19 protein-coding genes are annotated in these 21,789 nt (G+C 40.6%); 11 read left to right on the forward strand and 8 right to left on the reverse strand.

What is annotated here, in order from left to right; all coding sequences use genetic code 11:
• Positions 1-31: 31 nt before the first annotated feature.
• Positions 32-2,797 carry a hybrid sensor histidine kinase/response regulator gene (locus L1D51_RS06990; RefSeq protein WP_239963295.1) on the forward strand — a complete coding sequence of 922 codons (2,766 nt, stop codon included), beginning with the start codon at positions 32-34 and terminating at the stop codon, positions 2,795-2,797.
• Between the two features lie 40 nt (positions 2,798-2,837).
• Here the strand turns inward: L1D51_RS06990 and L1D51_RS06995 are convergent, their stop codons facing one another.
• Positions 2,838-3,110 (reverse strand): oxidative damage protection protein, encoded by a 273-nt coding sequence (locus L1D51_RS06995; RefSeq protein ID WP_036970432.1) that lies wholly within the window; start codon positions 3,108-3,110, stop codon positions 2,838-2,840.
• A gap of 15 nt (positions 3,111-3,125) precedes the next feature.
• The gene (mutY, locus tag L1D51_RS07000) at positions 3,126-4,202 is read right to left on the reverse strand and encodes an A/G-specific adenine glycosylase (RefSeq protein ID WP_275669129.1); all 1,077 of its coding nucleotides are present in this window, start codon (positions 4,200-4,202) and stop codon (positions 3,126-3,128) included.
• Positions 4,203-4,420: 218 nt separating this feature from the next.
• On the opposite strand from mutY, the gene trmB reads away from it, so the two are divergent.
• The 5 genes from trmB to arcA all read left to right on the forward strand — a co-directional run bounded on the left by trmB (position 4,421) and on the right by arcA (position 9,276).
• A complete protein-coding gene (gene trmB, locus L1D51_RS07005; protein ID WP_054560769.1) occupies positions 4,421-5,146 on the forward strand; it encodes a tRNA (guanosine(46)-N7)-methyltransferase TrmB in 726 nt (241 codons plus the stop codon).
• Positions 5,147-5,163: 17 nt separating this feature from the next.
• A complete protein-coding gene (gene rsmC / locus L1D51_RS07010; protein WP_239963296.1) occupies positions 5,164-6,192 on the forward strand; it encodes a 16S rRNA (guanine(1207)-N(2))-methyltransferase RsmC in 1,029 nt (342 codons plus the stop codon).
• 118 nt (positions 6,193-6,310) lie between these two features.
• Positions 6,311-7,933, forward strand: a complete 1,623-nt coding sequence (locus L1D51_RS07015; protein WP_239963297.1) for an ATP-binding protein — start codon at positions 6,311-6,313, stop codon at positions 7,931-7,933.
• On the forward strand, positions 7,933-8,454 hold the full coding sequence (locus L1D51_RS07020) for a YfiR family protein (protein ID WP_054560772.1): 522 nt from the start codon (positions 7,933-7,935) through the stop codon (positions 8,452-8,454). The genes L1D51_RS07015 and L1D51_RS07020 overlap by 1 nt, the downstream gene beginning before the upstream one ends.
• 105 nt (positions 8,455-8,559) lie before the next feature.
• On the forward strand, positions 8,560-9,276 hold the full coding sequence (gene arcA / locus L1D51_RS07025) for a two-component system response regulator ArcA (protein WP_054551295.1): 717 nt from the start codon (positions 8,560-8,562) through the stop codon (positions 9,274-9,276).
• Positions 9,277-9,282: 6 nt separating this feature from the next.
• Here the strand turns inward: arcA and arcB are convergent, their stop codons facing one another.
• Positions 9,283-11,610: an aerobic respiration two-component sensor histidine kinase ArcB gene (gene arcB, locus L1D51_RS07030; RefSeq protein ID WP_239963298.1), complete on the reverse strand. Its 2,328-nt coding sequence runs from the start codon at positions 11,608-11,610 to the stop codon at positions 9,283-9,285.
• Between the two features lie 173 nt (positions 11,611-11,783).
• On the opposite strand from arcB, the gene folE2 reads away from it, so the two are divergent.
• From folE2 to L1D51_RS07050, 4 genes are all read left to right on the forward strand, one after another.
• Positions 11,784-12,704: a GTP cyclohydrolase FolE2 gene (folE2, locus tag L1D51_RS07035; protein ID WP_054560774.1), complete on the forward strand. Its 921-nt coding sequence runs from the start codon at positions 11,784-11,786 to the stop codon at positions 12,702-12,704.
• Positions 12,705-12,785: 81 nt separating this feature from the next.
• Positions 12,786-13,379, forward strand: a complete 594-nt coding sequence (locus L1D51_RS07040) for a DUF2726 domain-containing protein (protein WP_054560775.1) — start codon at positions 12,786-12,788, stop codon at positions 13,377-13,379.
• A 103-nt stretch (positions 13,380-13,482) separates the two neighbouring features.
• Entirely contained in the window at positions 13,483-14,190 is a 708-nt protein-coding gene (gene mtnN / locus L1D51_RS07045) for a 5'-methylthioadenosine/S-adenosylhomocysteine nucleosidase (protein ID WP_054551291.1), read from the forward strand.
• 1 nt (position 14,191) lies between these two features.
• Positions 14,192-15,142, forward strand: a complete 951-nt coding sequence (locus tag L1D51_RS07050; protein ID WP_239963299.1) for a cobalamin biosynthesis protein CobD/CbiB — start codon at positions 14,192-14,194, stop codon at positions 15,140-15,142.
• Between the two features lie 60 nt (positions 15,143-15,202).
• Here L1D51_RS07050 and tyrS read toward each other — a convergent pair whose 3' ends face one another.
• Positions 15,203-16,402 (reverse strand): tyrosine--tRNA ligase, encoded by a 1,200-nt coding sequence (tyrS, locus tag L1D51_RS07055; protein WP_054560777.1) that lies wholly within the window; start codon positions 16,400-16,402, stop codon positions 15,203-15,205.
• A gap of 399 nt (positions 16,403-16,801) precedes the next feature.
• Between tyrS and L1D51_RS07060 the strand changes: the two genes are divergently transcribed.
• Positions 16,802-18,118: a peptidoglycan DD-metalloendopeptidase family protein gene (locus tag L1D51_RS07060; RefSeq protein ID WP_054560778.1), complete on the forward strand. Its 1,317-nt coding sequence runs from the start codon at positions 16,802-16,804 to the stop codon at positions 18,116-18,118.
• 123 nt (positions 18,119-18,241) lie between these two features.
• Here L1D51_RS07060 and L1D51_RS07065 read toward each other — a convergent pair whose 3' ends face one another.
• From L1D51_RS07065 to L1D51_RS07080, 4 genes are all read right to left on the reverse strand, one after another.
• Positions 18,242-18,418, reverse strand: a complete 177-nt coding sequence (locus tag L1D51_RS07065; RefSeq protein ID WP_200907848.1) for a hypothetical protein — start codon at positions 18,416-18,418, stop codon at positions 18,242-18,244.
• A gap of 127 nt (positions 18,419-18,545) precedes the next feature.
• A complete protein-coding gene (locus L1D51_RS07070; protein ID WP_054560779.1) occupies positions 18,546-19,676 on the reverse strand; it encodes a sodium ion-translocating decarboxylase subunit beta in 1,131 nt (376 codons plus the stop codon).
• A 10-nt stretch (positions 19,677-19,686) separates the two neighbouring features.
• A complete protein-coding gene (gene oadA / locus L1D51_RS07075; RefSeq protein WP_239963300.1) occupies positions 19,687-21,459 on the reverse strand; it encodes a sodium-extruding oxaloacetate decarboxylase subunit alpha in 1,773 nt (590 codons plus the stop codon).
• 15 nt (positions 21,460-21,474) lie between these two features.
• Complete coding sequence (locus tag L1D51_RS07080) at positions 21,475-21,723, reverse strand: OadG family protein (RefSeq protein ID WP_054560781.1); 249 nt, start codon at positions 21,721-21,723, stop codon at positions 21,475-21,477.
• Between the last annotated feature and the right edge of the window lie 66 nt (positions 21,724-21,789).

Consider the following 21,789-nt stretch of genomic DNA (forward strand, 5'->3'; position numbering starts at 1 on the left):
ATGATGCTGTATAATTTGTTGGACTAAAGCCATGCCAAGTAAATCAAATTCACCTGTAAAAGGCCTACTACCGCTTTTTATAATCACGAATCTTGTCATCACCCTACTTGCGGTTGTTGCTTACTCTTTTTATCCAACAAGTGAAGTAACTCAGCAAGATAGCAAACCAACTATCACAGCGCAGCAATTATCAAATCAGCTTTCAGCACCTCTAATCAGCGCATTAACTATGCCTGGCCAAGATAAAGTAAAAGAGGTTCTCGATTTAAGTCACCTGCTTAATGATGGCTTTGATTACTATTTATATCGATATGAATTCAACGGCGATGTATCGCTTGTATACGCCAGTAATAAGAAGCTAATCGAAGCCAGTAAAGTTAATCAAAAGCTAGAACAAAACACCCTTATTCATACGGTGTTAGAGTTTAATGATCAACCAGTTGGTGAACTGGTTATAAAGCAACACCCGATTGCTGAACCCATTGCGCAGGCTGCAGGTCTTGCATATGGTTTAGCCGCATTGACTTTAGTAGCACTGGCTATTTTATCTTTTGCCTTAAGTATCTTTATTAATAAGCGTTTTACTAAAAGTAGTGAGTCATTAAGCAGTGAGTTAATGGCCATCACAGACAATGCTGACTACCAAGCCCAAGTAAATGAAAACCTAGATTTTGGTTTGGATTCAGTAGCAAAAAATATCAATTTATTACTTAATAAAGTTCAATCAGCAATAACAGAAAACAAAGCTGCTCAGGCAGATTTACAGAAACTACAAAGTGGTCTAGAAAACGAAGTACAAAACCGTACTCTAGCTCTTGAGCAAGCAACTCTCAAAGCCGAACAGGCAAACGAAACCAAAACGACTTTCTTAGCAACCATGAGCCATGAAATTCGCACCCCTATGAATGGGGTTATCGGTACCATTGACTTACTTCGCCAAACTGAGCTTGATGGTGCGCAGCACAGATTAAGTACAATTATTCGTGATTCTGCATTTTCTTTATTAGGCATATTAGATGACATTCTCGATTTCTCGAAAATCGAAGCAGGTAAACTGAATATCGATAATATTCCTTTCTCAGTGTCAGACACCATTGAAGAAGTCGCTCGTGTTTTATCATCGGTGGCCAAAAAGCGTGACCTTGAATTAGAGCTGGCAATTGCGCCAGATATCCCTACAAATTTGATTGGTGATACGGTGCGTGTTCGCCAAGTACTTTATAACCTATGCAGTAATGCAATTAAGTTCACTAGTACTGATGATAAACATAAAGGCCACGTTAAAATCTCGGTAGAGGTGGCTCAAAACACCACTGATCACTACACCCTGCGTTTTAGCGTATTAGACAACGGCAAGGGTATGACGCAAGCACAGCTTCGCGAAATCTTTAACCCATTCATTCAAGCTGAAGGCTCAATCACCCGTGAATACGGTGGTACTGGTTTAGGCTTATCGATTTGTAAAAGCTTAACTGAGCTAATGCTAGGTACCATCTCTGTAACAAGTGATTTAGGTATTGGTAGTGAGTTTGTTGTCGAGTTACCTTTTAGTACACAAGGTAAAGTTGAATATGCTCACAAGCAGGTAATGAAAGACCAACGTGTTGTAGTTGTAACCAATCATGATGGCCGCAAAAAACTACTTACTCGTTATCTATCATTTATGGGGGCAACACCTGTTATTGCTGATAGCAGCGACAAAATCGAAGCTGAACAAGATAAAAAAGATATTATTTGGATCCTCGATGGTATCGAAACCATGGAAGATATTAACTATATCTTACGTCGCTTGCTATACACCTTAGAAGACAATAAACAGCAAGTCATTGTATTAAGTAAGCTAGATGAAGCCGCTGTTAATCATAAAAATATCTTCTATCTAAATGCTGCACCGCTGTGTAAGTCTAACTTTATGATGTCGCTACTAGTGGCGGCAGGTTTACATAAGCCAAAACAAATTGCTTCGGCTAAGTCATTTAACGACTATTTAAGTGTTGATAAAGCCCGCGAAGAGAACAAACTTGTATTGCTTGTTGAAGACAACGTATTAAATCAGCAAGTGTTAACTGATCAGCTCCATCTATTAGGTTATGGTGTTGAAGTAGCTGAAAATGGTGAAAAAGGCCTTGAAGTATGGCGTGAAGGTAAACACTCAATTATCTTGACCGATTTACACATGCCGAAAATGTCAGGCTACGATATGGTTGAAAAAATTCGTCATGAAGCATCGCAGCTTGAAGATATTAACGCGCAACCTTATGTGATTGCTATCACCGCCAATGCCCTTAAGGGCGAAAAAGAACGCTGTTTAAGCATAGGGATGAATGATTACATCACCAAGCCTGTTGAGCTAAATGTGCTCGAGGCCACTTTGCACAAATGTGCATACAAAACGAATCCTGAAGCCACTAAACTTGAAGTTAAAAGACCAACAGCGCCTATTGATATGGCGATGCTTGCTAACTATGTAAACAATGATGAAGCAAAGAAACTACGCTTTTTCAAAATGTATTTAGAGCAAAGTAATCAACTCAGTAAAGAAATCAACAGTGGTGTTATTGAGCAAGACTTAGAGAAAATAATTTCAGCCTGTCATCAGCTCAAGTCAATCTCAAAAACGATTGGTGCAATGAAAGTTGCAGAACTAGCAGCGGTATTTGAACAACGCTGCAAAGAAGATGAACTGTCAAGCGATGATTTAATTGAACTGCGCGATAGTTATGAAATTGAATACTCCAAAGTAGCTCAATTCTTAAAAGAGCAAATACAAAGAGCTGAGCAAGAAGCAACACATTAGAAAAGGGCCTATTGGCCCTTTTTGCTTTTAGATAATGCGCTTATTTTTCTGGTGGACGGTAGCCTTCGATTTCCACGTCTTTACCTTCAAATAAGAAACCTACCATTTGCTCTTCTAAAAAAGCACGGTGCTCTGGGTCCATCATGTTCAGATGTTTTTCGTTGATCAACATCGTTTGCTTATGTTGCCATTGGCCCCATGCTTCTTTACTGATGTTGTTGAAAATCTTTTCACCAAGCTCACCTGGGTATAGTTGGAAACCTAAGCCTTCAGCTTCTTTTTGTAACTTTTGACAAAATACTGTGCGTGCCATAATTGCTCTCTACTCTTATTGCGTGATGCTATTGTAATCTATTGCGCTTAATTGTTTAACCAGCTTTTTCGTTGGGGCTGCAAGGCCAACCTCAACTGACTCATCAAGCGGATACCAAACTAGTTGCCGCTCATTAATAAGATCTGGAATACTCGGCAAGGTTAAAACATGTGGGTTGATGGTTAGCTCAAAATGCGAAAATACATGGGTAAAGGCTTCAAGTGCCTGCGTATTGTTTGATAAACCATGCTGGGCTAAAAATGTTTCTAGCTCAGTTAATTCGCTAAACTCAAAAAAGCCAAACAAACCACCCCATATCCCTGAGCTTGGGCGCTTTTCCATAAGCACCTTATTATCGCAGGCTAGTATAAGTTGATGACATGACTTTTTCGGCACAGCTTTCTTCGGCTTTGAATGCGGGAACTCTTTAACTTTACCTTCTTTAAAAGCAAGGCATTTACTATTTAAAGGGCAAGGCTCACAGTCAAACTTACTTCGCGAACAAAGACTTGCACCTAAATCCATCATTGCCTGATTAAACTCAGTGACCGACTCTTTAGGCGTTAATTGCGATGATAATGACCAAAGGTGATTTTCGACCTTTTTCACTCCATACCAGCCTTCAACCATAAAAAAGCGTGCCAGTACTCGTTTAACATTACCATCTAAAATTGGATGATGTTGGCCAAGTGATAAAGACAAAATTGCCCCAGCAGTTGAGCGACCAATACCCGGCAAGTCCATCACCTCTTCAAGCGTGGTTGGAAATTTACCTTGGTATTTATCACGAACAATTTTTGCCGTTTTATGTAAGTTGCGCGCACGGGCGTAATAGCCAAGCCCAGTCCAATGGTGAAGCACCTGATCTTCATCCGCATTAGCAAGCGCAATGATGTCAGGAAAGCTTTGCATAAACTTTTCAAAGTAAGGAATAACAGTTACTACTTGGGTCTGCTGCAGCATGACCTCAGAGATCCATACCTTATAAGGGGTTTTATTTAGCTGCCATGGCAGAGTTTTACGACCGTGAAGGTGGTACCAGTCAACCACTTGGTTTGCAAACCAGGTTGACTCCTTATTGCTTAAATTCAAAATAACATCTTTACTTGCTGAAGCTCATTTCGGCCAAGTCTATTGCAGTTAGTTAGGCCAAGCAAGCCGAAGAGGCTCTGTTCTATCTAAATAGCTCGTACATGATCGCAATATTAATCTCGAAAGATAAACAGGCCCTGACTATTGTACTCAAGGCGCAGGTCAGGGATAATACGCAACCTTTTTCTATAGTCAGTATTTTAATCAGGCCAAAATATATGAGTGACTCAAGTAACCCAAACCTCGAGCAAGCAAAGCAAGAGGGTAAATACATCCGCACGATTCGTAGTTTCGTTAAGCGCGAAGGTCGCCTAACAAAAGGCCAAGCGGCAGCCATCGAGAAGTGTTGGCCAACTATGGGCCTTGAGCACAAAAATGGCATGCTAAACCTAGCAGAAGTGTTTGGTAACGATAACGATGTGGTACTAGAAATCGGTTTTGGTATGGGCAAATCGCTAGTTGAAATGGCTAAAAACGCACCAGAACTTAACTTCATTGGTATTGAAGTTCACCGCCCAGGTGTAGGTGCTTGTTTAATGGATGCCGATGAAGCTGGTGTAACAAACTTACGCGTATTCGAGCATGATGCGGTTGAAGTGCTTGCTGACTGTATTGCCGATGAAAGCTTATCTAAGCTGCAATTATTCTTCCCTGATCCATGGCATAAAAAACGTCATCATAAGCGTCGTATCGTACAACCAGAATTTGCACAAAAATTACGTAGCAAATTAAAAATTGGCGGTGTTTTCCATATGGCCACTGACTGGGAAAATTATGCAGAGCATATGCTTGAAGTAATGCAAGTGGCTGAAGGCTACAAAAACCAATCAGAAACTAACGATTACGTTCCTCGCCCAGATTCACGTCCACTGACAAAATTTGAGCAGCGCGGTCACCGTTTAGGTCACGGCGTATGGGATCTAATGTTCGAGCGTACTAAGTAATAAAAGGTAAAAGCAGCATGAGTAAGTTAACCAACCCAAGTTTACTATTGCTTCGTAATGAAGACGAACTTGTTGGGCAATCGATTTTAGTGGTTAACTTTGAGCAAGATGGCTTTTTACGCGAACTTAAAGCGCTAAATCCCGACGCAAAAATTACTGCTTTCAGTTATAACCATGCAAATGCTATGTATGCCAGCAAAATAGCCGGTATACATGCAGTGGTTGATCACACTATTCCAAATAATAACTACGATTTAGTTATCTACTATTATCCAAAAGCAAAGCCAGAAGCACAAATGTGCCTTGATAACATTCGTGCTGTTTGTCATCAAGATGCGCAACTATTTGTAGTAGGTGAAAATAAAAGCGGTGTTAAATCAGCAGAGAAACAACTTAAAGACCACTGTGGTTTTAGTAACAAAATCGATAGTGCCAAGCACTGTATTCTGTATTTATTCTATGAGCTTACGCTAAACGATAACTTTGCTATCAGCCGTTACCACAAACAATTCCAAGTAAAAGCCGGCGATATTGAATTTACTGCGATCAGTGTTCCAGGCGTATTTAACCACGGTGCGCTTGATGTAGGCACTGCGGTACTTCTGAATAATGCGCCAACTGTTAGCAAGGGTAAAGTACTCGACTTTGCTTGTGGCGCTGGCATTATTGCTACTTACTTAGGTTTAAAGCAGCCTGAGCTTGAATTTGTATGTAGCGATGTAAGTGCTCTTGCAACTTACGCCACTGAGCAAACACTTGCGTTAAATGACCTCAAAGGCCAAGCAATTTTGAGTGATGGCTTAACTGATATTAATGGTAAATTTGACCTAATCATCAGTAATCCACCGTTCCATACGGGGATTGCCACAGATTACACCATTGCCGAAGCATTTCTTAGCTCAGCAAAGCAACACTTGAGCAAGCAAGGTAAATTGACCATAGTTGCAAACAGCTTCTTAAAATACCCACCGATTTTAGAAGCACAATTTGGCCAATACAGCACAGATTTCAAAAATACTAAATTTGCCGTTTACTCAGCTAAATAAAAGTTGAGTAAATAGCTTATTCGTAGCAAAAATATTTTTTAAAATATTTAGTTACTTTCAAATGTCTTTGCTAGACTAAACTCTTACTAATAACAAAAATTCTGGCCTTCTATAGCGCATGCCGATATTTTCGACACAAACAAGTATTCGTAAAGCGTTGACCAATGCGGTAATGCTAGTCACTGCATTATGCTTGTCTTTGTCTATTTCTATTTCGACTTATCTAGACGTAAAAGAACAAAAAGCGCTGATTGTCGATAAAATCTCTATCCTATCGAAAATAATTGCCTACAACGCCCAAATCACCGTGTTATTTGACGATAACGAGACCGAATCTGAGCGCTTAAAGTCATTTGAATCTGTGCCGCTTATTAAAAATATCCATATTTATTCAATCGATGAGTTATCAAACGAGCCAGTATTTTTTAGTAGCTTTAATGCCAACCGAACCCCACCAGTACCCATTAAGGTTGGCAGCATAGATAGCCTGTTAGAGCCACGCTTCACAGATAAAGATATAGAGCTAATAACGCCTATCGTATACGAAGGCGACACTATAGGTTACGTGTATATTCGCGGCGGCTTAGACAGGTTAAACCAATATATCAATCGTAAAATTATCATTGATATTTTACTCACCTTGTTCGTTTTAGTTCTGGTGTACTTTGTTGCTAGACGTATTCAAAAACGCATTGCAAACCCTATTGATGAGCTAAGTAACCTACTGCAAGACGTGTCGAAAAACCATAACTATGATACTCGCGCACAAAAAACCAATATTGATGAAATAAACCAGCTAGCGGGCAGCTTAAATATCATGCTCTCGCGCACTCAAAAACAAATTGAGCGCCACGAAAAAGACAAACAAGAAATAAAACAACTTAACCAAAGCCTTGAAGAAAAAGTAAATCAACGAACAATCGCATTACGTGAGGCTAACCAAGAGCTGCTCAATACCCTTGAGCGTATGCACCAATACCAAAACCAAATCGTCGAAAATGAGAAAATGGCGTCACTGGGGCAAATGGTTGCAGGTGTTGCTCATGAGGTTAACACGCCTATTGGGTTAGGTATTACAGGCTCAACCCTGTTACGTGACAAGCTGGCAGAAATTCACGCGCAGTTTGAACAAAAAACTTTAACTTCAGCACACTTAAAACGCTTTATTAATGACGGCATTGAAAACCTCGATCTTATCTATCGCAATCTTAACCGTGCAGCAGAGCTCGTATCTAGCTTTAAAAAGGTGGCGGTTAATCAAGATGTAGAAGTCAGCACCAAAATCAATTTAAATGATTTATTAAATGATGTGGTGATGTCGATGCGCTCAGAGATTCAGTATCGTAATCCTAAAATTACGATTAACTGTAGCAATGACGTTAGTATTGAAACCAAATCGGGGCCGTTACAACAAGTACTACAACAGCTGCTAAGCAACTCTGTTATACATGCATTTAGCGATAACCAAGATAATGAAATCACCTTTAATGTTGATCGCAACGAAAGTAGCTTGAGTATTCATTACTTCGATAATGGTATTGGCGTTGAGAAATCAATTCGCAAACGTATTTTTGACCCATTTGTAACCACAAAACGTGGTGAAGGTGGCAGTGGTTTGGGCATGCACCTAGTTTATAACTTAGTGACTCAAGCACTTGGTGGTAGCATCGTATACGATGAACTATCTGACGAAGGGGCTCACTTTATTATTACTCTGCCATTGCAAGAAGGTGCAGCGTAATGAGATTAGTGAGTTGTATCTTATTAGCTTTGCTTGTTGTATGCCCTGCATTTGCCAAATCACCGGACCAAGTTAAATCAGCCTTTTTGTATCAAATTGCTAAGTTCACGAAGTTTAATGACCAAGTGAACCCTCCTCCTATTTCATTCTGTTTTTATGACTTAGATAAAGGTCCAGGGGCGTTCCTTAAAGATAGAAATGAACTGCAAATTAACAAAAAACCAATTAACGTTATATTAGTGAAAAAAACCCAGCAAATTTCTGAACTTTCTCAAGTTTGTGATATCACATACATTGATGAAACATTAGAAAATGATATACTTCCACTTTGGACCGATACAATTTCATTGGATACTTTAACAATAGGTGAAAGTATCAGCTTTTTAGAAAATGGCGGTATAGCCTCTCTGGTTCAAGAAGGAAATAAAATCCGACTGTATATCAATAAGCAGCACGTATTGCAGCATAACTTTAAAGTGCAATCTCGATTGTTAGCTATGGCTAAGTTTTATCCAAATTGATTTTACTTGTTAACAATTGGATCTAATCCTATAATCTCTAGTATTCGGTTTTGCTTGATAATACCGAATTTTTGTAAATAAAATTTCCGAAAAGGTTAATATACAATGCAAACGCCAGTCATTCTGATCGTAGAGGATGAAGACGTAACTCGACTAAACCTCGTTAGTTTATTTGAAGCTGAAGGTTACAAAGTTATTGAAGCCATTGATGGCGATGATATGCATGACAAGCTTACAAATAATGATGATGTGAACCTTGTAGTTATGGACATCAACCTACCAGGTAAAAACGGGCTAATCTTAGCGCGTGAATTACGTCAAAAACGTAACGTTGGTTTAATTTTCTTAACAGGTCGTGACAACGACGTTGATCGCATTTTAGGTCTTGAGATTGGTGCTGATGATTACATCACAAAACCATTCAACCCTCGCGAATTAACTATTCGTGCTCGTAACCTTATTTCGCGCACAGCTCTAGGTGGCGAAGAAGCGAATATCGAAACAAATGGTGTTATCACATTTAACGGTTGGGAACTTGATGAAAACAGCCGTTGTTTAACATCTCCAAGCGGCGACGCTAAACGTTTACCTAAAGGTGAATACCGCGCGCTACGCTTAATGCTTGACTCACCGGGCCGTATCTTCAGCCGTGAGCAATTAATCAAGCACATGACTGGCCGTGAGCTTCGCGCTAACGACCGTACTGTAGACGTAACAATTCGTCGTATCAGAAAACACTTTGAAAGCGATAACAGCACATCTGAGCTGATCAGCACCATCCATGGTGAAGGCTATCGCTTCATTGGTAAAATCGACAGCTAATTAGAATTAATCTTCTAACTGTTGTAAGAATAATTGGAGGGCGTCACGCCCTTCATTTATTTTCACTGCGAGTTCATCAAGCCACTGTTGTAACTCTTCACTACTTTCTTCAAGCGCGCCATGTTCCATCTTCTTAGCATGTAACTGCACATCGTTTAAACCTACAGAGCCAGCTGCACCTTTTAATTTATGTGCCACCGATTTGTACTCTTCTCTATCATCTGCCGCTAACGCATCTGCCAGCTCAGTTTGGTACTGAGGATTTAACTTATTAAATAACTCACAACTGCGATTAAAGATAACCAGCCCCATTGAGCCTACAAAGTCTTCGATGGTTTCTATATCGAGCAGCTCAACGCGAATACCCGATAAATCTTTTTCAGTCACAGCTTTGATTGGCTCAGGCTGACAGTTTTGTTGCTGCTTGATATCAAATAACTCACCGAGCATTTTATCGAGTTTAGTGGTATTGATAGGCTTAGCGAGTGCACCTTGAATATTAATACCTACAAGCTCTTCTTCGGCGCTGCGCACGTTGGCAGTTAAGGCAACGATTGGTAAGTTATCAAAGTGTTCATCGTCACGAATTTGACGAGCAACTTCATCACCATTGATATCAGGTAATTGCATATCAAGTAAAACTAGGTCTAAGTCATCTTCTGTGTAGACAAACGACAGCGCATCCTCACCAGTTTCAGCCCAAATAACTTCGTGACCACGCTGCTCAAGTAAGTTAGTAGCAATTTCAGCATTTAGCGGCACATCTTCCACTAAAAGAATGTTTAAGCTGCGTACCGCATAACTTTGCTCGGTAGGCGCAATACAAAGCTTAAGCGGTATTTCAACAACAAAAACACTGCCCTCACCTTCAGTACTGCTGACATTAATTTCACCTTTCATTGCGCTAACAAGTGCTTTTGTTACCGCAAGGCCGATACCAGAGCCAATAGCATTGGTACCGTTAATATCTGGTGCTTTGTAGTACATGTCAAAAATACGATGCAGCTGCTCTTGTGGAATACCTTGCCCCGTGTCGCTCACACGCATCACTAACCACGGACCATCGGCACGATTCTCACGACGACATTCAAGCTCTACATGGCCTTGCTGAGTAAACTTAACGGCATTATTGATAAGGTTCCAAACAACTTGGCGTAAACGGGTCGGATCAAGAGATGCGTAAACATCCAGTGTGCCTTTACGTTTAATATTGAACTCAAGGCCTTTTTGTTCAGCAATTAAGCCTGCAAAATTCACTACGTCATTAATAAAGTCGGCCACATTGACTGAGTCAGCAACAATATCGAGCTGCTCACGGTCAATTTTATCCAAGTCGATAATATCGTTAAAAATATTGCCAAGGGTCTCGGCACTTGAAAACACCGTGTTACACCAACTACGTTGCTGTTTATCGAGTTCAGTATCAAGTAGCATGCGGGTTAAACCCACAATACCGTTAAGCGGCGTTCTTAATTCATGGCTTAAAGTTGCAATGAATTTCCCTTTATCTTTATAAGCTGCTTCAAGGGCTTGTGCTGCTTCTTTACGACTGGTGATATCACGGCCAAAGGCAAGTAAACCTATGTACTCACCTTTTTCATTAATAAAAGGTAACTTACGCATTTCAAACCAGCGCTTTTCACCATCAACGGGGTATTCAACGTCAAGCGTCAGAGCTTGATGGGTTTGAGATACTTTTTTGTCGGTGCGCAGTACTTCTGGTAAATAATCACTTGGGTAGATTTCTTCGACACTTTTACCAATTAGCTCATCGCTAGTTTTACCTATCACTTGTTCAAACATTTTATTACAGCCAGCAAATACACCATTGTTATCGCGGTAATAAAATAAATCGGGAGATGAGTCGACAATAGAGCGCAATAGCATGCCTTGTTGCGCAAGCTCTTGTTGGGTTTTCTTACGCTCGGCGATTTCGCGTCTAAGTTCTTCTATTGCTCTGTGTTTGGCATGAAACGCCATTTTACGCTCATCAATCTCTTCGTTTAAGCGACTGATATTGTCTTTTAGTGTTTGGTTGAGCAGTTTTTCTTGTTTGGTTGCGCTATCTAGGTAGCTATAAGAAGCTTCTAATTGGCGAATTGAGTTGAGCAGTACAGTTATTAAAATCGGCGATACCACCGCAGTGAAGAACATCACCGCTAAAACATCAACTAAAGTTACCGTTCCAACTGCTACATAATAAAACATGCACGATAAGATCAGCGACATGACCAATAATAAGGCATAACAGGCAGCGGCAGTTTTAAACTCACCATACTTAGAAATAAAGCTTGAGAGTGTGCGAGCCCACGGACTCAAAGAAGAATCAATCATATATAAAGCTTAGGCACATAATCGAAAAAAAACAGCATAGCTAATTTTATCACTATTCCTTTAGAAATATTCATATTGTGCGATAAACATAGAATTTTTTCATCAACGCCGCTTTTTTATATTTTTTCATGTAAAATACCGCGCTTTAATAATTGCAAAGAATGAGTATTACCATGCAAACCACAATGCCAGATATTGCTGATACGGCTCCCGCCTTACAAACAGGTAAATTAGACTGGGTTGGCATGGGCGAAATTGAACTTCCTTTCATTTTTGAAACTCGCAATATTGCCCCTGTAAATGTAATTGCCAAAGCGCGAGCTTTTGTAAACTTGCATAAAGAAGACGCAAAAGGCATTCATATGTCGCGTTTATTTTTAGCTCTTGATACCTTATCAACCGAGCAGCAAGTTAATCCGCAAACTCTCAAGCAAGCACTTGATGCCTTTATTAGCAGCCATGATGATTTAAGTGACCAAGCACAAATCGAATTTAAATTTGAGCTACCTCTGCGTCGTAAATCTTTATTAAGTGGCAAAGTAGGTTGGAAAAACTACCCTGTTCATTTGATCGCTAAGATCAACCAAGGCACTGTAAGTTTTGAGTTAATGGTTGATGTTACTTACTCGTCAACATGCCCATGTTCAGCGGCTCTTGCTCGTCAATTAATTCAAAATGCCTTTAGCGAAAAGTTTGCAGAGCAAAATATTGATAAGCAAACTGTTTTAGAATGGCTAGGCACAACTGACGGCATTGTTGCTACACCACACTCACAACGTTCAATTGCAAACGTGAAAGTAAAGCTCGACAGCAAAATTGACAGTTTTGATGTAGTTGGCTTAATTGATGCTTTAGAAGCTGAGCTAAAAACGCCAGTACAAGCGGCAGTTAAGCGTGAAGATGAGCAAGAGTTTGCCCGCTTAAATGGTCAAAACCTCATGTTCTGCGAAGATGCTGCTCGTAAAATTAAAGGTTTACTTGAACAGCAAAGCTACGCAGATTATTGGCTGCAAATAAACCACTATGAATCACTTCATGCCCACGACGCAGTAGCTATCGCTGTTAAAGGGGTTGCTGGCGGATACACGGCTTAAAGATTTCGGGTGACTTCACACACTTAGGCACGCTAATTGCTAGTAATTTTCAGTGTCAATTTGTTGTTGTGGAGTTACCGTATGGAATTCGCTTTATTATCAATTTTAGTATTAGTCGTAGTAGCCTCTGTTGTTGCGTCAAAGTTTACCGATGAAGGCGGAAACCCTTATCCTTTCACTCGTAAGCAAACTGTTTTTACGCAAGTTGAGAGTGCTTTTTTACATCTTCTAGAACGTGCTGTAGGCGACCAATATAAAATCGTCAGCCGCGTTAAACTCATTGATTTAATCGACTGTAAGCAAGGCTTATCTGTCAAAGCTAAGCGCGCTGCAATGGCTAAAGCCAAAAACAAACAATTAGATTACGTGCTTATCGACAAAGACAAACTTACTATTGTTGCCGCCGTTGATTTAGTCAATAACACCAACCGCGACGGCCATAAAGCACAACGTGACTGGTTTGTTAGTGGCGCGTTAGAAGCGGCAGGCATCCCGCATATTCGCATGAAGGTAAAATCAGGTTATCAACCAAGAGAAGTGCGTGATGCAATCATGTTTAAACTTGGTAAACCTGCAGCAGCGCCTGCAAGACCTGCACGCAACCGCGTTACTAAACCTGCGGTATTATCACCATCACAAGCAAAAGCACACTCTACGGCGCTTGCAGAAATATAACCTGTCATAATATTGGCAAAAGCAGACTTTAAGGTCTGCTTTTTTGTTTGTTTCAGGCATTTTTAGGTATAATCATCCTATTCAATCTAAGGAATCAAATATTATGCACGTTGGTATTATTGGCGCGATGGAGCCAGAAGTAAAAATCTTACGCGAAGCAATGGTAAACCCAAGCATCATGACTAAAGCTGGTTTTACCTTTTACACCGGTGAACTAGCGGGTAACACAGTTACTTTAGTTCAATCTGGTATTGGTAAAGTGGCTTCTGCAGTAGCAACAACACTACTAATCGATAACTTCAGTCCAGATTGTGTGATCAACACAGGTTCTGCAGGTGGTTTTGAGCCATCGCTAAATGTAGGCGATGTGGTTATTTCTTCAGAAGTTCGTCACCATGATGTAGACGTAACTGCATTCGGTTACGAAATCGGTCAAGTACCACAAATGCCAGCTGGCTTTGCTGCGCACCCTAAACTGATTGAAGCGGCAGAGCAAAGCGTAAGTCAAATCAGCGATGTTAAAACCATGATTGGCCTAATTTGTACTGGTGATTCATTCATGTGTGACCCGGTACGAATTGAAAAAACACGTGCTGAATTCCCAACTATGCTTGCAGTAGAAATGGAAGGTGCAGCAATTGCACAAGCTTGTCATGTGCTAGAAACACCATTTGTTGTTATTCGTTCAATGTCTGACATTGCTGGCAAAGAGTCGCCGCAATCATTTGAAGAGTATATCGAAACGGCATCTATCAACTCATCTAAAATGGTTGTTGCTCTTTTAGAGAAGCTAACATCGGTGAGTTTATAAGGTGATTGCAAATATTGTTCAAAACCATTTGGACATTATTGTATTTTTTGTCGCGCTCTTAGCTGAGCGCTTCTTTCCTTTGGTTAGTTGGTATCATCCTAATACCTTTTTAACCGTTATTTTCTCTGCGCTTAGCGAGCGTTTATACAACCCAACGAACCCCAAAAGCTATCAATATTTAGCCTCAACCTTAGCTTTTACTCTCACCATTTTAGTGATAGTGACATTGGTTGTGCTGTTTTTAGAGTTTGCTTTTTACCCTGAGCTATTAAATGGCTTAATTTTATATTTGTTACTCAGTAGCCGCGCTCAAGAGAAGAAATCATTACGTATTGCCAGATTACTCAAGCTCAACCAAAAAGCGACTGCAAGAGAGCTACTAGCTAGCCTCGTTGCCCGTGATGTATCACGTTTATCAGCCCCAGGCATTTGCAAAGCAACCATGGAGTCACTGGTGCTACAAAGTGCGCGGCATTATTTTGCCGTTATATTCTTTTATCTACTTGGCGGCGCTATCCTTGCTTTGGTTTATCGTTTACTCACATTAATTCATCAAGCATGGCGAAAAAACCTAAAACCCAACAACCCGTTTTTGGCTCCCATTGCTAAGTTACTGTTTGTATTGGAGTGGTTACCCACTCGATTAGTTGCATTAACGATTGCAGCAACCAATGCCAGTAAACAATGTATTCATTATATAAAACACTATGGCAGACACTTTTATCAAACCAATACAGGATGGCTGTTAAGTGTTACATCGGCTGCTTTGCAAGTGCAATTAGGCGGCCCTGCCCTTTACCAAAGTGAGCGCTTTAATAAAATGCGTGTTGGGACCGATCGCTTACCAGATGCCGATGATATTCCTGCCTTAGTGAATCGCTTAAATCAAGCGAAAGCATTTTGGTTACTACTGATAGTCGGGATTGAAGTAATTGGCCTATTCACAAACTAATCAAAATATAAGCACAAAAAAACCAGCCGCAGCTGGTTTTTTTTATACCAATTAGCTTTATTAAGCTAAGGTGATTTTAGCAAACTTACGTTTACCTACTTGGTAAATCTGTGTTGTGCCTTTAGCAACTTCAAGCTTAGTATCCGTTACTTTCTCTTCACCATTAATCTTTACAGCACCTTGTTTAATCATACGCATTGCTTCTGACGTACTAGCTACAAGGTTAGCTTCTTTTAATAGATTAGTAATAAACACAGTATCTTCAGCAATTGTTACTGTCACTTCTGGGATCTCATCTGGTAATGCATTCTTTTGGAAACGCTTGATGAAATCTTGATGAGCACCTTCGGCTGCTTCTTCACTGTGGAAACGTGCAATCATTTCTTTTGCAAGCTCAATCTTGATGTCACGCGGGTTTGCACCATCAGCAACACGCTGTTTAAGCGCAGCAATTTCTTCGATAGATAAAGCACTTAATAAGTCATAGTAACGCCACATTAGATCATCGCTGATAGACATTACTTTACCAAACATGTCGTTTGGCTCATCAGTAATACCAATGTAATTACCTAATGACTTAGACATTTTCTGAACGCCGTCAGTACCTTCAAGCAGTGGCATCATAAGTACTGTTTGTGGCTTTTGGCCTTCGTCTTTTTGTAATTCACGACCCATTAATAGGTTAAAACGTTGGTCTGTACCGCCAAGCTCAACATCAGCTTCTAATGCAACTGAGTCCCAACCTTGTACCAGTGGATATAAAAATTCGTGGATAGCAATGGATTGACCGTTGGCATAACGCTTTTTAAAGTCATCACGTTCTAGCATACGTGCTACTGTTTGACGCGCAGCCAGTTTAATCATACCTGCTGCACCTAAGTTCTCCATCCAAGCAGAGTTGAATGCAACCGTTGTTTTAGCAGGATCAAGAATTTTAAATACTTGCTCTTTATAGGTTTCAGCATTAGCTAAAACATCTTCACGAGTTAACGGTTTACGTGTTACGTTTTTACCCGTTGGATCACCAATCATACCGGTGAAGTCACCGATTAAGAAAATCACTTCATGACCTAGGTCTTGGAAGGTTTTCATTTTGTTGATAAGAACTGTATGACCTAAATGCAGATCAGGCGCAGTTGGATCGAAACCCGCTTTGATCTTAAGTTTCTTACCAGACTTTAGCTTTTCGACTAATTCGTCTTCAATTAATATCTCTTCTGCACCGCGTTTTATCTCAGCTAGAGCGGTTTGTAAATCCACTGTGTATTACTCCAAAAATTCAGCTACCGGGGCGTGGTGGCCTATCAGGGTTATAAAATATAGAGCTAAAAACTTTAAAATTTAGCTAGTTAGCACCAAAAAGCGACACTAGAAAAAAGCCTAACTTAAATAGTTTAAGAAACAGCCCTGAAGGCAGCGCGCATGATTGTTCTTTATACCGCGTTATTGCAATTTAATGAAGGTACTTTAGTTAACTAATATAGATTTAGTTTAACCATAGGCATCTGCTGCAATTTTAACCAAAAAAGTTTAACGCGCTGAGCAATTCTAGCGTAAAATAGCGCCAGTTTAAATCTACAAAACACTGGTATTTGCTCTATTTTAGGTATATCCTGCGATATTAGTATTTAAATTTCTTGACAGCAGAAAAGGCACGATATGGTTCACGTAGTGCACAAACTTCCCAAAAAACACAAACTGCTTATTCTCGGTTTGGTTTCTGCTATTGTTGGCTTGGCATTATTGCCTTCTGAAAAAGCCACCGCTTCAAAGGATAACAGTGCAAAAGCACTTGAAATTGGCAAACGCTACGAATTACAAGTTAAAGTTGATGATAACGAAAAACTAACTGAGCTTAATTCACAGCAAGCAGCAGCAAAACTTCCAGAATACGAGCTTATCGACCATGAAGTACGAAATGGCGATAATTTAGCACTTATCTTTAAACGTGCGGGTTTCTCAGCGCAAACATTACACAAACTAGTTAACACCAACGCTGAAACTCGTAAGTTAACAAAAATTCACCCAGGCGAAATCTTAAGCTTTGCAACGGCTGAAGATGGTTCTCTAGCGCAGCTACGTTATGTGATCTCAAAAACAGATACCTTATACGTTACATTAAATGACGAAGGTAACTACGACACTTCTATCGATAGCAAAGAAATCGAAACGCTAAGTAAGTCGGCTGGCGGCGAGATCTCTAATAGTTTTTGGACGTCAGGCATTGCCGCTGGCTTGAGCGAGCGTCAAATTATGAATTTTGCTGACATCTTCGGTTGGGATGTCGACTTTGCTAATGACATTCGTAAAGGTGACCAATTTGGTCTAATTTATGAAGCTCACTATGTTGATGGTGAGTACATTGGTGATGGTAAAATTATTGCCGCAGAATTTATTAACCAAGGTGAGCGTTATACCGCTATTCGCCATACTGATGGTAACTTCTACACACCTGAAGGCCGTAGCATGAAAAAAGCCTTCTTACGTGCGCCAGTTAACTTTAAGTATATTAGCTCGAGCTTTAATCCGCGTCGTTTACACCCAGTGACCAAAACGGTAAAACCTCATAACGGTATCGATTACGCAGCGCGTACCGGTACGCCAGTTGTATCATCGGGTAATGGTAAAGTGATTAAAGCAGGCTACAGTAAATACAATGGTAATTATGTATTTATTAGCCATGGCACACAGTATGTGACTAAGTACTTACACTTAAACAAAAAGATGGTTAGAACTGGTCAGAAAGTGAAACAAGGCCAGAAGATTGGTACTGTTGGTGCGACAGGTCGTGTGACGGGCCCACACTTACACTATGAATTCTTAGTAAACGGTGTACACCGTAACCCTAAAACGGTCAAACTACCTAAATCAGAGCCTCTACCGCGCGATGAGTTAGCTAAGTTTAAACCGATTGCTGATAACTTCTTAGCGCAATTACAGCGTAACCGTGAGTTACAATTAGCGTTAAATAAGTAGTTAAGTAAACATGTAAAAGCCGCTTCAATTGAAGCGGCTTTTTTGTGCCAGAATAAATCTGGCTAAAACTATTATAGACTTTACTAAAATCAGTACTGATAGCACTGCGGGTTAATACTATTATTACCTTAAAAGAACATAGATAAGTTGAATAATCAGCGAAATCATCACCAGTGGCCAAATATACTTTGCATACTTTGTCGCGCCATCAAGCCCCATTTTAGACTGATACTTTTCAAGTAGCGGTATTAAAATAACCAAAGCAACAAAAAGGCATAATAAGATAATAAAAACATTCATGGCGGCTTCCTTACACAACTATCATTTAACTACAATTTCTTTAGGGTGACCCTAGTCTATAGGCAAAAAAAAGCGCAGTAAAATTACTGCGCCAGTCGGTTGGAAGTAAATCGACTTAATCGTGTTATTAGCCAACAATCGCTAACAAAATACCTGCTGCAACGGCACTTCCTAATACCCCTGCTACGTTTGGTCCCATGGCATGCATTAACAAGAAGTTATGCGGGTTGCTCTCAAGGCCTACCTTATTAACCACACGTGCTGCCATTGGTACCGCTGACACACCTGCTGCGCCTACTAATGGGTTGATTGGCGATTTAGAGATCTTATTAAGACCTTTTGCCATAAACACCCCTGAAGCTGTACCGATTGCAAAGGCTAAAGCACCTAACACCAAAATACCGATTGTTTCTACGGTTAAGAACTTATCGGCTGCAAGCTTTGAGCCTACCGCTAAGCCTAAGAAAATGGTGGTAATGTTGATGATTTCGTTTTGTGCACTATTGCTTAAACGATCAACCACACCTGATTCACGCATCAAGTTACCTAAGCAGAACATACCTACCAGCGGTGTTGCCGCAGGTAAAAACAAGATAGTTAAACTAAGCACCATTAATGGAAAAACAATTTTCTCTTTTTTCGATACTGTACGAAGTTGCGGCATTTGAATTTCGCGCTCTTCTTGCGTTGTTAGTGCGCGCATAATTGGCGGCTGAATAATTGGCACAAGTGCCATGTATGAATAAGCCGCTACTGCGATTGCACCAAGTAAATCAGGTGCCAACTTAGATGCTAAGAAAATAGCTGTTGGACCATCTGCCCCACCAATAATGGCGATGGCCGATGCATCCTGTAGCGAAAATTCAAAGCCAGGAATAAAGTTAAGTAGAATTGCACCAAATAAAGTAGCAAAAATACCAAACTGCGCAGCCGCGCCCAACAGCAACATACGCGGATTTGCTATCAGGGCACTAAAGTCTGTGAGTGCACCCACGCCCATAAAGATCAAAAGTGGGAATACCCCAGAGTCAATCCCGATATGGTACACGTAATATAAAAGACCACCCGGCTCAGATAACCCAGCAACTGGGATATTAGTTAAAATAGCCCCAAAGCCGATAGGTAATAACAACAGTGGCTCAAAGTTACGGGCGATTGCTAAATAGAGTAACAAGCAACCAACCGCAATCATGATCAATGCTGGAAAAGTAAAGTTAGCAATACCCGTGGCATGCCAGAGGTTTAAAACACCATCCATCCTCTGTCTCCTATGCCAGTGCGATTAGCGCATCGCCAGTGGCAACAGAGTCGCCTTCTGCTACTAATACTTCAGCTATTGTGCCTGAGTGTGCAGCGCGAACTTCTGTTTCCATTTTCATCGCTTCCATAATGATAACCACATCACCTTCATTTACTGTTTGGCCAGCTTTTACCTTCACTTTGAAAATATTGCCTGCTAACGGCGCGTTTAAGGTTTCGCTAACAGACGCTGAAGCTGACTGAGGAATTAACTCACTGTCTTTTAGGGTTACTTCTTTGAGCTCACCACCTTGCGCTACAACGACATCGTAAACTTTGCCATCAACTTTAACGCTGTATTGCTCTGCTTTTGCAGGGCTTGTAGAGGCTGGCTTAGTTTCTGACTTAGCGACTTCACCCGTTGGAATTGCTTCAAACGCATCAGGGTTGTTACGGTTTTTAATAAACTTAAGGCCGATTTGAGGGAATAATGCGTAAGTAAGCACATCATCAATCACGTCATTAGCAAGCTCTAAACCTTGCTCTTTAGCTTCACTTAATAACTCTGCTTCAAGCTTCTCCAGCTCAGGTTCAAGCTTATCAGCAGGACGGCACGTAATTGCTTCAGCCCCTTCTAGTACACGCTCTTGTAGCTCTTTATTCATTGGTGCCGGTGTTGCACCATACTCGCCTTTGAGTACACCTGCAGTTTCTTTTGTGATGGTTTTATAACGCTCGCCAGTCAACACATTAAGTACCGCTTGAGTACCAACAATTTGCGACGTTGGTGTAACTAGAGGAATATAACCTAAGTCTTCACGAACACGCGGGATCTCAAGTAACACTTGATCAAGCTTATCAGCAGCACCTTGCTCTTTAAGCTGATTCTCCATGTTAGTTAACATACCGCCAGGTACTTGGGCTAGTAAGATACGACCATCAACACCTTTAAGGCTACCTTCAAATGCAGCGTATTTCTTACGTACATCACGGAAATAAGCGGCAATTTCTTCTAACTCATTTAAATTAAGGCCGGTGTCACGCTCAGTGCCTTCTACAATTGAAACAATAGTTTCTGTGGCACTATGACCGTAGGTCATACTCATTGACGAAATCGCCGTATCAAGCATATCGATACCCGCATCGATTGCTTTTTGGTAAGTTGCAGTACTTAAACCTGTCGTCGCGTGACATTGCATTGCGATAGGAATAGATACAGTTTCTTTTAAGCCTTTGATCAACTGTTCGCAATCATATGGCTTTAATAAACCCGCCATATCTTTGATACAAATTGAATGACAACCAAGATCTTCTAGTTGTTTTGCAAGCTCAAGCCACATATCAAGCGTATGGACTGGGCTTACTGTGTACGAAATAGTACCTTGGGCATGAGCACCTACTTTAACTGCAGCTTTAATGGCAGTTTCAAGGTTACGTACATCGTTCATCGCATCGAAAATACGGAAGACATCAACACCGTTTTTGTGGGCACGCTCAACAAACTTTTCGACTACATCATCAGCATAATGACGGTAACCTAGAAGATTCTGTCCGCGTAGTAGCATTTGTTGCTTAGTGTTTGGCATTGCCGCTTTTAGCTCGCGAATGCGTTGCCAAGGATCTTCACCTAAATAACGGATACACGAGTCAAACGTCGCACCACCCCATGATTCAATTGACCAATAACCCGCATTATCGAGTTTTTCTGCCATGGGTAGCATATCGTCTAAGCGCATACGCGTTGCCAAAAGAGACTGGTGTGCGTCACGCAATACTAATTCGGTTAATTTTAATTTAGCCATGTTTAAGCTGCCCCGTTATTTTTGTTTATTTCGAAATTGAGCAATTGCAGCGCTGATTGCTGCAATATGTGCCTGTGGCACACCCTGTTGAGGTTGAATTTTTGCTGTACGCGTAGGTTCTGCAGTTGCAGGATCATCAAATCGACCCACTACCTTTGACATTAAAGTGACTGCTGAAATCAAAATAGTCAGAAAAACAAACACGCCTACCATGCCTGTCACCATCAAACTGGCCGCAGTGGTGAGTAATCCACCTATATCCATACGACTCCCCTCGCTTACTTAAAATAAAAAGTTATTTTTGTTAAATAATTATGCACCAATAATAAC

This window comes from Pseudoalteromonas shioyasakiensis (genome assembly GCF_022398475.1).
In the GTDB taxonomy this organism is placed as follows: Bacteria; Pseudomonadota; Gammaproteobacteria; order Enterobacterales; family Alteromonadaceae; genus Pseudoalteromonas.